This window comes from Lysinibacillus boronitolerans JCM 21713 = 10a = NBRC 103108 (assembly GCF_000772935.1).
GTDB lineage: Bacteria > Bacillota > Bacilli > Bacillales_A > Planococcaceae > Lysinibacillus > Lysinibacillus boronitolerans.
The window spans coordinates 226,540-239,634 of sequence record NZ_JPVR01000077.1 but is presented as its reverse complement, the minus strand read 5'-3'; the positions used below and the strand labels follow the sequence as shown (position 1 = coordinate 239,634).

The following is a 13,095-nucleotide window of genomic DNA, read 5'->3' as shown; positions in this document are numbered from 1 at the left end:
AGTAGAGCCAGTAGAGCCAGTAGAGCCAGTAGAGCCAGTAGAGCCAGTAACACCAGTAACACCAGTAACACCAGTAACACCAGTAACACCAGTAGCCCCAGTAACACCAGTAGCTCCAGTAACACCAGTAGCACCAGTAGTCCCAGTAACGCCAGTGGCTCCAGTAATGCCAGTAGCCCCGGTTGCACCAGTAGAGCCAGTAGAGCCAGTAGAACCAGTAGAACCAGTAGCGCCAGTAGAACCAGTAGAGCCAGTAGAGCCAGTAACACCAGTAGCCCCGGTAGCACCAGTAGAGCCAGTAACGCCAGTAGCCCCAGTTACACCAATAGCGCCAGTAACGCCAGTGGCTCCAGTAATGCCAGTAGAGCCAGTAACGCCAGTGGCTCCAGTAACGCCGGTAGAGCCAGTAGCGCCAGTAACACCAGTAGAACCAGTGACCCCAGTAGCCCCGATCTCACCAGTAGCACCAGTAACGCCAGTAGAGCCAGTAGCGCCGGTAGCCCCAGTTGCACCAGTAGAGCCAGTAGAGCCAGTAGCCCCAGTTACACCAGTAGAGCCAGTAACGCCAGTGGCCCCAGTAACGCCAGTAGCCCCGGTAGCACCAGTAGAGCCAGTAACGCCAGTAGAGCCAGTAGCGCCGGTAGCCCCAGTTGCACCAGTAGAGCCAGTAGCCCCAGTTACACCAGTAGAACCAGTTACACCAGTAGTCCCAGTAACGCCAGTGGCTCCAGTAACGCCAGTAGCCCCGGTTGCACCAGTAGAGCCAGTAACGCCAGTTACACCAGTAGCCCCAGTGACCCCAGTAGAGCCAGTAACGCCGGTAGAGCCAGTAATACCAGTAACACCAGTAGCCCCAGTAGAGCCAGTAACGCCAGTGGCTCCAGTAACGCCGGTAGAGCCAGTAGCGCCAGTAACGCCAGTAGCGCCAGTAGCGCCGGTAGCCCCAGTAGCCCCAGTAGCCCCAGTAGCGCCAGTAACGCCGGTAGAGCCAGTAGCCCCAGTAACACCAGTAGCGCCAGTAGCCCCAGTGACCCCAGTAGCGCCAGTAACGCCAGTAGCCCCAGTAGTCCCAGTAGCCCCAGTAGCCCCGATCTCACCAGTAGAGCCAGTAACGCCAGTAGCCCCGGTTGCACCAGTAGCGCCAGTAACGCCGGTAGAGCCAGTAGCCCCAGTAGCCCCAGTAGCCCCAGTAGCCCCAGTAGCTCCAGTAGCCCCAGTAGCCCCAGTAGCCCCAGTAGCTCCAGTAGCCCCAGTAGCCCCAGTAGCCCCAGTAGCCCCAGTAACCCCAGTCGCCCCAGTAACGCCAGTTACACCAGTAGCCCCAGTAGCCCCAGTGACCCCAGTAGAGCCAGTAACGCCGGTAGAGCCAGTAGCGCCAGTAACACCAGTAGCGCCAGTAGAGCCAGTAGCGCCAGTAACACCAGTAACGCCAGTCGCCCCAGTACTACCTGTAGGTCCAGTTATTCCCCCAGTCGGTCCTGTAGGTTTCACTGGCCAAATTGGACAACTTGGAATAGGACCAGTTTTACAACAACAAGGAAATGAATGACATCTACTGCAAACTCTATCTTTAAAATTTCCAAAATGCATAGTCTCACCTCCTCTCTCAAATATCGTATTCTGCGTAATGATAAAGGAGGTAGACACATAACTATTAATTACTTGTAAATAGAGAGTTATTTATAGATTCGTTGCAAATATTTTTAAGATAATTGGATGTTTATCATGTGAAGATGAGCTGAAACTTTTTAGATGGTTGTTGATATTTTTAAGAGTCATTTTGAATGATTGTTAAAATGCGCTTGAAATATTCTTTATTGTGTAGAATTTTGGGGTCATTTGGAATAAACGAGCCCGCTAATTCATTATGGGCATTGGCCAGTTCATATTGTTGTAAGCGGTCGTAAAGAACACAGAGCTGCAAGTGGGGTAGCCATGTAGAAAAGCTTTTGTTCTGAAAGGGGGCATTTGGCTTCTGTTTAATAACTAGAGCCTGTTCATACCAAAATATAGCTTCGTAATTTCTAGATTGTTCCATAAAGTGATAGCCTAGGCGACAGCAGGCTTCTGGTCTGGGGATATCGTATTCAAAGCTTCGTAGTATAGCACTGAGATTGTTTTCTTTATCGTTTAAATGGGAATAGCAATCTGCTAATTTTAAGCAGGCACGAATGTTATCTTCAACCCACCCTAATTTGGACGTTAAAAATAATTCATAATAATAAATAGCTTCCTCAAACAGGCCATGATCTACTAATTCATTAGCAAAATAAAATGTATCACGTGGTGATAGTGTTTCTCCAGCTTCAATCAGTTGTCTATAAATCGTAATATTGCGTGAGTGATCGTGTGTTAATGGTAAATGGCTAACAGCGACATCACTATCAAACAACATACCACTAACTTCTAAATATTCATGAACAGCACCAATCCATTGAAATTGCTTCTCCCTTCTGACAAGTCGATATCTTCTTATTAAGGCGTCTGCATTTCCCTCATGATCGAAACTTAAATGATAATTCATTGAAACAGCATCAATATCAGAGTTAAGAGATGCTTTGAGTGCCTTTAATTTTTGGCGATCTTCCTCTAAAAAAACATCGTCGGCATCAAGCCAAAGGATGTAATCCTTTGTTGCTTGTTGAAAGGAAAAGTTCCGTGCTGCTGCAAAGTGATGTATCCATTTAAAATCAAAAATTCGGTCTGTATACTGTGCAACCACTTGCTTTGTATTATCTGTTGATCCCGTATCAACAATATTAATTTCATCTACAATATCTTTGACGGACTCAAGACAACGACCAATAACTTCTTCTTCATTTCTTACAATCATACATAAGCTAATGGAAATCATACTATATTCCTCCTTACATTATCTTTGTAATATATGTTAGGACGGAAATATTGGTTGGATGATTAGACTGTTAGAGGAATTGCGAGCATGAAATGTGAAATGTATTTTCATGGTTTGTCATAAATTTACCTTCCAAGTTTCACCCGAATTTCACAATTGTGAAGTATAGTTAAGGGGCAGAGGTGATAAAGTTGAAAAAATGGGCATTCTTCATTTTTTCGTTACTACAAATTATATGGTTAGCGGGTTGCGCTGAAAAGTCATATGAACCCATTGAAAGGGAACGAAGTTTTATAGCTTCATTAAACATACAAGAGCCATCATTAGATTTTATTGATGAGGATGGGATTGTACTTGCGACATGGTTATTTGATAAGGCTTATTCAGGAGCCATACTATTAGGTGATGACCAAGTTTTATTATATGGACACCAACTAAATAACATTGACGTCTATACAATATCAACCGGAGAAAAGCTCTATTCAAAAAAAGTAGAGATTGGTACGACCAATGTATACTACGATGACAACATCAAGCAATTTTTTATCACGAATAGTAAAACCAATACAGTGACAAGCTTTGATCAAGAAGGAAATCAGCTAGCTACACAACAACTAGGCAATTATCCAATGTCAATGACATCGTATAGGGATAAACTATATGTTATTAATTTTAAAGATACAAAATTATCGGTGTTAAATATGAAGGATTTAACAATTGAGCAAGAGTGGCCGATTCAAAAATCTGCACATGGAATTGCTGTTCTAGAAGAAACACATGAGCTATGGGTTGGTGGTCATGGAGAAGGAAGTAAGCCAAATAGTTCTGTTAAAAAATATGATTTGACTACAGGTCAACTGCATGGAGAGATCGACATGCCTTTGATGCCAGTAGGCTTAAAAAAGACCAAAGATGCTGTTCTTGTTGTGAGTCATGGTCATAATGAGTTATATGTGGCAGACTTTGATGGACATATATTATGGCAGCAAGAGGTTGGGGCAAATCCCTTTGTAGTGGACCAGTTTAAAGATTATATTGTTGTCGCTGGCTATGATGATCACACATTGTACTTTATAAAAGATGGCCAGAAGGAAAAAACAGTTGATGTAGGGAAAGGTGCCTTTCAGCTGTTAGTAAGGGAGGAACAATAATGACAACTGTATTAATAGTTGATGATGAGCAGGATATGCGTAATTTAATTGAAATGATGCTCAAGAACTCTGATATAGAGACATTTACTGCCGCTAGTGGAACGGAAGCTTACGATGTAATAGTACGTGAAAATATAGATTTAGTACTACTTGATGTAATGATGCCACATGAGGATGGTTTTGTTGTTTGTCAAAGTATTCGTGCTATGTCAAATGTGCCGATTATTTTTTTGACTGCACGTGATGCGAATGAGGATAAGGTGAAAGGTCTTACCCTTGGCGGGGATGATTATATTGTTAAACCATTTACACATGAAGAACTCGTAGCCAGAATTTATGCTGTATTAAGACGAAGTGGTGCAAATATTACAGAGCTACAGCAAAAGTACGTGATTTATGGCTCTATTAAAATAGATGAAATAGCACGTAAAGTATCTGTTGATGGAAAGAGTATTCCACTTACTTTAAAGGAATTTGAGCTCTTACACTTATTTATGAAAAATCCAGGTAATGCCTATTCGAGGGAGCAACTACTAGAACGCATTTGGGATATTGATTATGTAGGTGGTACGCGCACGGTTGATACACATATTAAAACCTTACGAATAAAGCTTGGAAAGGATGCGGCTTCGCATATTCAAACCGTTTGGGGAGTGGGCTACCGCTTTGACCCTGGCGAATGAAAAAGATTGCCACTCGCATTTGGTTGTTAATTTTCGCTTTTTTAATTATTACCGTTGTCTTTATGTATGTGCTCACAAATTTTTTATATCAACGCTTATATGTACAGGATACAGAAGATACAATGGTGGAAGTCGGCTTAAAGCTTCAGACGATGTATGATAATGGCAAGGTTACGGATGAATTTATTGCAGATATTGAAGAATTTAATGATTATTCCAATTTGAATATATTTGCGGTAAGGAATCCTCGTGAATTAAGTGCCTGTGTTCCATTTGATATAGATTATGAGACATTGATTGGCCCAGAGGAAAGACAAAAATTACTAGCAGGAAAATATGTGCAAAAAATTGGGTACGAGCCTCGGTTTGATCGACAACTTATTTCGGTGGTTGTACCACTTGTTGATCAAAATCGATTAGAAGGTATTATCTATATTTATTTTCCACTGGCTAAAATCAGTGAATTGGCTAATAGTGGCGTTATTTTATTGTTTATTAGTGCCTTTATATTTTTAGTAGTTGTTAGCTATTTAATTTATAAAGGAATTCGACATATTATGCGACCATTAAACGATTTACAGCTTGCAGTGGAGCAGATGTCCTATGGGAATTATGAGACTCGTGTACCTGTCAATTCACGAGATGAAATCGGTAAATTATCTAGTACCTTTAACAAAATGGCAGAGGCAATTCAGCAAGAGGATGAAGCACAAAAAACGTTTTTGGCAACAGTCTCCCATGAATTACGAACACCGATTAGCTATGTAAAGGGCTATAGCGAAGCCATGCAAAATGGCATCATTACAGAAGGCCAAAAAGAAGAAACCATTCAGCTAATCGTCCGTGAGGCCAACCGTATGGAACGCTTAACAAACGAATTACTTCAACTGGCAAGAACAGAAAATGAACAAACCGATATTGAGTTATATCCAATTCCGTTAGGAGAAACATTACGAGAGGTTCAAAAAATCTTAGCACATCAAGCAAATAAAAAGAACATAACTTTATATTTAGATGTAGATGATGCACTGATTATTGAAGCGGATGAAGTAAAGCTAAAACAAATTTTTATTAACATTATTGAAAATGCGATTAATTACTCGCATGAAAATTCTAAGGTGGAAATAGTGGCTGTTGAAAAGGCTGGTAGTGCACAAATTACCATTAGGGATTATGGAATTGGTATTCCTGCTGAGGATTTAACACATGTTACTGAACGATTTTATCGCGTTAACAAAGCAAGAAGTCGTGCGGACGGTGGAAGTGGATTGGGTTTATCTATTGTTGAACAGTTATTAAAACAGTTACAGGGTACATTAGAAATTGAAAGTGTTGTTGAAAAAGGCACATCCGTAAAGATACGGTTGCCATTAATGGAGGATTAAAAGATGAAAAAGTGGTTATTTGCGCTAATTGCAGTCCCTACATTATTAGTAGGATGTGGAGAAAAAAAAGAGGCACTGCCAGAACCAGAAGTACCTCAAATCCCAGAAGTTGAAATTTTAACACCAAAAGAAGTAGCACTCAATGAAACGATTGAGCTGGCAGCACATGTTGAACAGGGTGGAGAAAATGTGGATGATGCTGTAGTAGAATTTGAAGTTTGGGAATCAGGAAAACGTGATGAAGGACAAATGATTGATGGGAAATTAGAGCAAGATGGTGTTTATAAAGCAACGACTACATTTGAACATGATGGTGTGTATTATATGTATGCACATACAACAGCTAACGGTGTTCATAATATGCCAAAACAACAAATTATTGCTGGAAGCCCTGATATGACTAAGGTTGTCCCAGAGGATGAAAAAGCCAATAACAGCATGGATAATAACATGATGGATCATAATAATGACACTTCAAATGGTATGGATCATGATGACGACAAAAAAGATGAAAAAAATCATCATTAAAGGCTTGCAATTTTTTTGAAATAGGAATATGATAATGACCAGATGACCGAAATGGTTTTCTGGTCATTTTTATTAAAGTGTACGAGAGATGTACATAACCTAACAAGAAAGGATGTTACTAATGGATCGTAGGCAGGAAATTCTTGAAGCAGCTGCAAAATCTTTTACATTGTTTGGCTACAAGGCAACAACAATGGAGCAAGTGGCGAAAATTGCCAATGTCGGTAAAGGTACGATTTATACATTCTTTGCAAATAAAGAAATTTTATTTCAAGAGATCGCAATGTCACTTGTACGAGAGATGAAAGGTGAAGCAGATGCAGTGTTGGATGCATCAGCAAGCTTTATGGATAATGCGCATAATGCTTTAATGAAAATGCTACAGTTCCGAGAAAAACATCTTTTATTTGCAAAGCTAATCGAGGAAGAAAAAGAATTACGAACACCAGCAGTTAAACAGGTGCTACTCCGTATCGAGACTGAAATCTTATCGTATGTCGCAGAGTTAATACAACGACGTATTAATAAAGGTGAAATTAGAGAATGTGATGCGGAGCTAGTTAGTTACTTATTGCTGAAGGCATATCTTGCTTTTGTTGTCGATTGGCATGAGTTACACGGTGATGTGATTCCCGAAGAAAAGATTCTTAATCTTTTTAAGGAAACAATCTTTCGAGGTTTGATTCTAACTTGATTCGATAAAATACACTGTAAAAGTATCGAATCAAGTACTCTTTTTGCACAATTGTCGAGGTTGATTATTTTTTTTGAATGAAAATGACCAAATGACGTTTTCGGTCAAATAGTTTAGGAGTGAGGATATTATATGATTAAAGCTGAGTGGCTAAAGATCTTTAAAACAAGAAAAATGCTTGTTTCCATCATTGCTGTATTATTTATTCCAGTAATGTATGCGGGTATGTTTTTATGGGCGTTTTGGGATCCTTATGCGGGGCTTCCTAATCTTCCAGTAGCTGTTGTTAATGAGGATACTGGCGCAGAGATGGATGGCGTTAAATTAGACTTGGGGGATACCTTAGTTGATAAATTGATAGATAGCGAGCAATTTAACTTTATAGAAGTTTCAAAAGAGGAAGCTGAAAAAGGCTTAAATAATCGCGACTATTATATGATTTTAGAAATTCCAACAAATTTCTCTGAACATGCAACAACACTATTAGATGATAAACCATCAAAATTAGTGATGAACTACATTCCAAACGAGGGATTAAACTTCCTTGGTGCTCAAATTGGTGAGACAGCAATGGATCGTGTACGTGCTGAAGTAAATTCTCAAGTATCCGCGACTTATGCTGAAAAATTATTTGATTCAATTGCAACACTTGGGGATGGCTTTACAGAGGCAGCAGATGGCTCAAATAAGCTAGATGAGGGTGCACAAAAAGTAGCAAATGGTGCAAAAGATTTAAAAGGATATCTGGAGCAACTAGCATCAAGCACAGTTGAATTATCAAATGGTACTGATAAATTAACAAAAGGTGCGGGAGATGCTGCAAAAGGCGCGAATGACTTATCTAGTGGTTTAGTGAAACTACAAGATGGCACTGTTCAATTACAACAGGGGGCACAGCAAGCTGCAAATGGTGCAACGAGCCTTGAACAGGGGTTATCTCAATATACACAAGGTGTTGCTAAAGTTGGAGCTGGTCTAAACACTTTAAACGATAAGCAACAGCAAATTAGTGCAGGTGCAGCATCTATTGCTGAGAACGCGGGTGCTTTGAATGGTGCAGCAAACCAATTAACAGCGGGTTCTGCAAAAGTGGAGGCAGGCATTACAGCCCTATCGAATCAATTACAAACGATGATGGCTTCAATGCCTGAAGAACAAGCGGCAGCATTAAAACAAACATTAGCAGAATTACAGGCAGGTAGTGCTAGTGTGCATAACGGTTTAACATCTTTATCAGCTGGTACAGAAAAATTACAAGCCGGTGCTAATCAAGTAAGCTCTGGTGCAAGCCAAATTGCAGCAGGTCAAGCAGAAGTGCTAGCTGGTGCGAATGCATTAACAGCTAAAAGTAATGCTTTATTGGAAGGTGCAAAAGGTCTACAAGCAGGTAATGCCACATTAGCCGCTAAATTAGGTGAACTACATGCAGGTGTGAATACAGCTGTAACAGGTTCAAAAACATTAGCATCTGGATTAAATGAATTAGCGAATGGTACAACAACATTAAATCAAGGTACTTCTACACTTGCTTCAAAATCTGGTGAGCTAGCACAAGGATCTGCAACACTTGCAGATGGTTCTACGGAGCTAGCAGATGGTACAGCTACTTTATCTGGCAAACTAGGTGAGGCTAGTGAAAAAGCAAATGAAGTCAAAGCAAATCAAGATACGTATGATATGGTAGGTAGTCCAGTTGAAGTTGAAAAAGAGTCTGTAAACCATGTTCCTAACTATGGTACAGGTTTTGCACCATACTTTATTTCACTAGGCTTATTCGTAGGTGCATTATTAATTTCGATTGTGTTCCCACTTGTTGAACCTGCTATTCGTCCTAAAAACGGAGCATCTTGGTTTACAAGTAAAGTGACTGTATTAGCAGTCGTAGGTTTAGTGCAAACATTACTAACAGTAGTCATTGTAAAATGGGGCCTAGGACTTGAAGTGAATAACATGGGCTACTTTATCTTAACAGCATTATTAACAAGCTATGTATTCTTAGCCTTAATCCAAATGCTTGTTTCAATCTTCGGTGATCCAGGACGTTTCATGGCAATTGTTGTATTGATTTTACAATTAACAACAAGTGCAGGTACATTCCCATTAGAATTAATTCCATCACCATTACAAGTATTTAACAAGCTATTACCGATGACATATACAGTTCAAGCATTTAAATCAAGTATTTCTACTGGTGATACGTCATTCTTAATGCAAAACTATGGTGTTCTAGCTGGTTTCTTAGTAGCATTCTTAGCTATCACATTTGGTTATTTCATGCTACTGCACAATAAACGTTACTCTAAAGTGGCTGAAGAAAACTAATTATGAAGCACTCACCCAATGAACGGTGAGTGCTTTTTTGTTTAGATCCGAGTATGTTCAGTGAACGTTATCAACAAACAACGCTAATTCTTCAGCCTCAAATGACGTAAATAAAACAAAACCATCCATAGAAAGGTGAAATTGGATTTCTATTTCAGGCTACTTTCCTGTGAACGAGTAGCAAGCTGCTTCCAACCATACGAGCTCCATTCGAGGTTTCGCTAAGAACTGCTTTTGGATGTATGCTCACTGCTAGTGACATAGTCTTTTCAACAACATAAAAACAACAGCTGATATGAGCGTATCAGCTGTTGTTTTTTGTAAGTGTAAGAGATTTAATTAAGGGTTCATCAAAATATGATGAAGGGTGTCATGATTGCTACGTGTGGGGCACGTATATGACTATATCAGAATAGGCAAATGCTTATAGGTGGTTACATTTTTCACAAGTGTTGCTGTAGCATTCGCTTTGTTCTTCCATTTTTTCACCGCACTCAGTACATTGCTTTGCAGGTAAATTCTTGAAAAATTCAACTACGTTTTCTAACATTGTGGACTCCTCCTTTAAGTTCATCTGTACTATTACTGTTTTGATATTTTCTAGTGTATTATAACAGATGCTTTTCGTCAACACAAAATGCCTAATTTACGGTAAAATAAATATGGATATTTTGTGAAGGAGGAAACGTGAACTATGATTTTCGTTGATAATAAAGGGATCCATGATCCACGCATTAACCTTGCTATTGAGGAGTATTTGTTAAAAACAATGGACGTTGAGAAAGAGCCGGTGCTCCTTTTCTACATTAATCAACCGTCTATCATCATCGGTAAGAACCAAAATACAATTGAAGAAATCAATACAGACTATGTAGAGGACAATGGCATTATTGTTGTGCGCCGTCTTTCAGGTGGTGGTGCTGTTTATCACGATTTAGGGAATCTTAACTTCAGCTTTATTACAAATGATGATGGCGATAGCTTCATGAATTATAAAAAATTCACGCAGCCAGTAGTTGATGCTCTAGCAAAAATGGGTGTAAATGCAGAACTTTCAGGACGCAATGATATACTAGCAGAGGGACGTAAAGTTTCAGGAAATGCTCAGTTCTCTACAAAAGGACGTATGTTCAGTCATGGAACTTTGATGTTCGATACAGAAATTGATGCGGTTGTTTCTGCCTTAAAGGTTAAAAAGGATAAAATTGAATCAAAAGGTATTAAATCGATTCGCTCACGAGTAGCAAACATCTCAGAGTTTTTAAAAGAGAAAATGACGGTTGAGGAATTCCGTCTTGAAATTTTAAAATCCATTTTTGGCGGGGAAGAAAATATTCGTTATTATGAGTTAACCGAAGAAGATTGGGCAAATATCCATAAGCTATCAGAAGAGCGCTATCAAACATGGGAGTGGAATTTTGGGAAATCACCACGCTTTAATATTCAAAAAACACATCGGTTCCCAACAGGAGGCATTGATATTCGCCTAGAAGTAAATCATGGTGTGATTGAAGAAGCGCATATTTTTGGAGATTTCTTTGGTGTAGGAGATATGGCTGATATAGAACAGCGCTTAGTTGGGACAAACTATGACAGAGCGGCCATTGCTAAGACATTAGCAGACATTGATATTCCTACATATTTTGGCGGAATTTCAACTGAGGACTTTTTACAATTAATTTATTAAGGAAAATACGGTTTCGTGTAATGTTTTAGCCTAAAGGTTCGCTGACAATTATGTCGTCGAATCTTTTTTTGATACAATATAGAAAGAAAGGAGTGTTGGTATGGAAAAGCATCGAATATTCATAGTTGAAGATGATGTCAAAATTGCGTCATTATTAGCGGAAACGCTTAGAAAATATCAATACGAAGTTGCAACAATTCAAGAATTTGATCATCTTATAGAAGAATTTACAGCATTTAATCCACATATGGTGCTGCTTGATATAAATTTACCTGCTTACGATGGCTATTATTGGTGTCGCCAGCTACGTCAGCATACAACATGCCCAATTATTTTCATTTCTGCTCGCTCTGGAGAAATGGACCAAATCTTTGCACTTGAAAATGGGGGCGATGATTTCATTACAAAGCCTTTTAACTACGAAATTGTGTTGGCTAAAATCCGTAGTCATCTACGCCGTACATATGGTGAATATGCAGTAAGGCAAGAAGAACGGACGATCAAGCAAGGACAGCTTGTACTTCATTTAGAAAGAATGGAGCTACATAAAAATGATTTAGAAATACCACTTCAGAAAAAAGAATGTATCATTTTAGAGCTATTGATGGGCAATGCACCGAAAGTAGTGTCACGTGAGCAATTGTTAGAGGAGCTTTGGGACGATCAAGCATTTGTCGATGAAAACACATTGAATGTGAATATGACCAGAGTTCGAAAAAAGTTAGCGGATTATCATATATCGTCAACAATTGAAACGGTCCGTGGTGCAGGCTATCGATTCATATTAAGTGCAGGTGAGCTATAGTGGGCTGGAAGCTTTTTTTACGTGATTATGCCTCATTTATTGTGTTCCAGCTCTTATTGGTTGGCTTCATCATGGTTATCTATGCACTAGACGGTTTTCGAAATATAGATACGGCAATTTATTCCTTTTGTATTAGCCTTGTACTATTAGCATCCTTTTTACTAGTTCGTTATCTAATGCGACAACGCTACTTATTGAAGATAACTCAGCTTCCAACAGCAATGGAAGATGTGCTACAAAAAAACGCAAAAACGCCAGAAGCTATGCAAACCGAGAAGTATATGCATGAGTTGTATCGACTTTATCAACATGAGCTGCATGCTTTATATGCAAGTCAAAAAAGACATGATCAGTTTATGAACCAATGGGTCCATCAAATGAAAACTCCTATTTCAGTGATTGAATTATTATTACAGGATGACCGTCCTCTTGATAAAAAGAATGTTCAGGAGGAAATTGATCGTTTGCGTAGAGGTTTGGATATGGTACTTGTTAATGCACGCCTAGAAAATTTTGAGGATGATATGCAAGTAGAGCGAGTTGCGCTAAAAGCCATTGTAACTGCAACTGTTAATGAAAATAAACGTTTATTTATTACGAAAAGAGTTTTTCCGGAAATTCATATTGAGGACGATCTAATTGTTGCCAGTGATTCGAAATGGCTTCGTTTCATTCTTGGACAATTTATCACCAATGCAGTGAAATACACGTTTGAGGCCAATAAAAAAATTGTTATTTCTGCTATTGAAAAGGATGACTATGTACAGCTTGCGATTTGCGATGAGGGTATTGGGATTCCCGCTTCCGATCTTTCACGAGTTACGAAAGCCTTTTTTACTGGCGAAAATGGGCGGAAAACAGGGGAATCAACTGGGATGGGCCTTTATTTAGCCAAAGAAATCTGTGAAAAGCTAGGGCATGAGCTGGCTATTACATCTGAAGTAGGGAAAGGGACGATTGTGACAGTAACATTTACAAATTAGGGG

Annotated in this window: 11 protein-coding genes and 1 pseudogene; 9 read left to right on the top strand and 3 right to left on the bottom strand. The window is 39.4% G+C overall.

Annotated elements, in window-relative coordinates; translation table 11 throughout:
• Both CD31_RS23040 and CD31_RS15495 read right to left on the bottom strand, forming a co-directional pair.
• Nucleotides 1-1,590, bottom strand: a pseudogene (locus tag CD31_RS23040) (collagen-like protein); the annotation flags it as partial.
• Between the two features lie 178 nt (nucleotides 1,591-1,768).
• A complete protein-coding gene (locus CD31_RS15495) occupies nucleotides 1,769-2,854 on the bottom strand; it encodes a glycosyltransferase family 2 protein (RefSeq protein WP_016995106.1) in 1,086 nt (361 codons plus the stop codon).
• A 182-nt stretch (nucleotides 2,855-3,036) separates the two neighbouring features.
• Here CD31_RS15495 and CD31_RS15490 point away from each other — a divergent pair, with 182 nt between their 5' ends.
• The 6 genes from CD31_RS15490 to CD31_RS15465 all read left to right on the top strand — a co-directional run bounded on the left by CD31_RS15490 (nucleotide 3,037) and on the right by CD31_RS15465 (nucleotide 9,617).
• Nucleotides 3,037-4,005, top strand: a complete 969-nt coding sequence (locus tag CD31_RS15490; protein WP_312124365.1) for a YncE family protein — start codon at nucleotides 3,037-3,039, stop codon at nucleotides 4,003-4,005.
• Nucleotides 4,005-4,688, top strand: coding sequence for a response regulator transcription factor (locus CD31_RS15485; protein WP_016995104.1), 684 nt, complete (start codon nucleotides 4,005-4,007; stop codon nucleotides 4,686-4,688). The genes CD31_RS15490 and CD31_RS15485 overlap by 1 nt, the downstream gene beginning before the upstream one ends.
• A complete protein-coding gene (locus CD31_RS15480; protein WP_016995103.1) occupies nucleotides 4,685-6,073 on the top strand; it encodes a sensor histidine kinase in 1,389 nt (462 codons plus the stop codon). Before CD31_RS15485 ends, CD31_RS15480 begins: the two co-directional genes overlap by 4 nt.
• 3 nt (nucleotides 6,074-6,076) lie before the next feature.
• Nucleotides 6,077-6,601, top strand: coding sequence for a FixH family protein (locus tag CD31_RS15475; RefSeq protein WP_036078856.1), 525 nt, complete (start codon nucleotides 6,077-6,079; stop codon nucleotides 6,599-6,601).
• A gap of 121 nt (nucleotides 6,602-6,722) precedes the next feature.
• Nucleotides 6,723-7,295 (top strand): TetR/AcrR family transcriptional regulator, encoded by a 573-nt coding sequence (locus CD31_RS15470; protein ID WP_016995101.1) that lies wholly within the window; start codon nucleotides 6,723-6,725, stop codon nucleotides 7,293-7,295.
• Between the two features lie 132 nt (nucleotides 7,296-7,427).
• The gene (locus CD31_RS15465; RefSeq protein WP_036078854.1) at nucleotides 7,428-9,617 is read left to right on the top strand and encodes a YhgE/Pip domain-containing protein; all 2,190 of its coding nucleotides are present in this window, start codon (nucleotides 7,428-7,430) and stop codon (nucleotides 9,615-9,617) included.
• A gap of 424 nt (nucleotides 9,618-10,041) precedes the next feature.
• Here the strand turns inward: CD31_RS15465 and yhfH are convergent, their stop codons facing one another.
• The gene (yhfH, locus tag CD31_RS23035) at nucleotides 10,042-10,167 is read right to left on the bottom strand and encodes a protein YhfH (RefSeq protein WP_004230455.1); all 126 of its coding nucleotides are present in this window, start codon (nucleotides 10,165-10,167) and stop codon (nucleotides 10,042-10,044) included.
• Nucleotides 10,168-10,311: 144 nt separating this feature from the next.
• On the opposite strand from yhfH, the gene lplA reads away from it, so the two are divergent.
• The 3 genes from lplA (at nucleotide 10,312) to CD31_RS15450 (ending at nucleotide 13,092) form a co-directional block, all read left to right on the top strand.
• The gene (gene lplA / locus CD31_RS15460; RefSeq protein WP_036078852.1) at nucleotides 10,312-11,304 is read left to right on the top strand and encodes a lipoate--protein ligase; all 993 of its coding nucleotides are present in this window, start codon (nucleotides 10,312-10,314) and stop codon (nucleotides 11,302-11,304) included.
• Between the two features lie 100 nt (nucleotides 11,305-11,404).
• Nucleotides 11,405-12,109 carry a response regulator transcription factor gene (locus tag CD31_RS15455; RefSeq protein ID WP_036078849.1) on the top strand — a complete coding sequence of 235 codons (705 nt, stop codon included), beginning with the start codon at nucleotides 11,405-11,407 and terminating at the stop codon, nucleotides 12,107-12,109.
• Nucleotides 12,109-13,092, top strand: coding sequence for a sensor histidine kinase (locus tag CD31_RS15450; RefSeq protein ID WP_036078847.1), 984 nt, complete (start codon nucleotides 12,109-12,111; stop codon nucleotides 13,090-13,092). Before CD31_RS15455 ends, CD31_RS15450 begins: the two co-directional genes overlap by 1 nt.
• The last annotated feature ends 3 nt before the right edge of the window (nucleotides 13,093-13,095 follow it).

Bases quoted from the DNA above. Each gene is read 5' to 3' on its own strand.
- CD31_RS15485 (WP_016995104.1), top strand. From the start codon at position 4,005: ATGACAACTGTATTAATAGTTGATGATGAGCAGGATATGCGTAATTTA.
- CD31_RS15465 (WP_036078854.1), top strand. From the start codon at position 7,428: ATGATTAAAGCTGAGTGGCTAAAGATCTTTAAAACAAGAAAAATGCTT.
- CD31_RS15475 (WP_036078856.1), top strand. From the start codon at position 6,077: ATGAAAAAGTGGTTATTTGCGCTAATTGCAGTCCCTACATTATTAGTA.
- yhfH (WP_004230455.1), bottom strand. From the start codon at position 10,167: ATGTTAGAAAACGTAGTTGAATTTTTCAAGAATTTACCTGCAAAGCAA.
- CD31_RS15455 (WP_036078849.1), top strand. From the start codon at position 11,405: ATGGAAAAGCATCGAATATTCATAGTTGAAGATGATGTCAAAATTGCG.
- CD31_RS15470 (WP_016995101.1), top strand. From the start codon at position 6,723: ATGGATCGTAGGCAGGAAATTCTTGAAGCAGCTGCAAAATCTTTTACA.
- lplA (WP_036078852.1), top strand. From the start codon at position 10,312: ATGATTTTCGTTGATAATAAAGGGATCCATGATCCACGCATTAACCTT.
- CD31_RS15495 (WP_016995106.1), bottom strand. From the start codon at position 2,854: ATGATTTCCATTAGCTTATGTATGATTGTAAGAAATGAAGAAGAAGTT.
- CD31_RS15480 (WP_016995103.1), top strand. From the start codon at position 4,685: ATGAAAAAGATTGCCACTCGCATTTGGTTGTTAATTTTCGCTTTTTTA.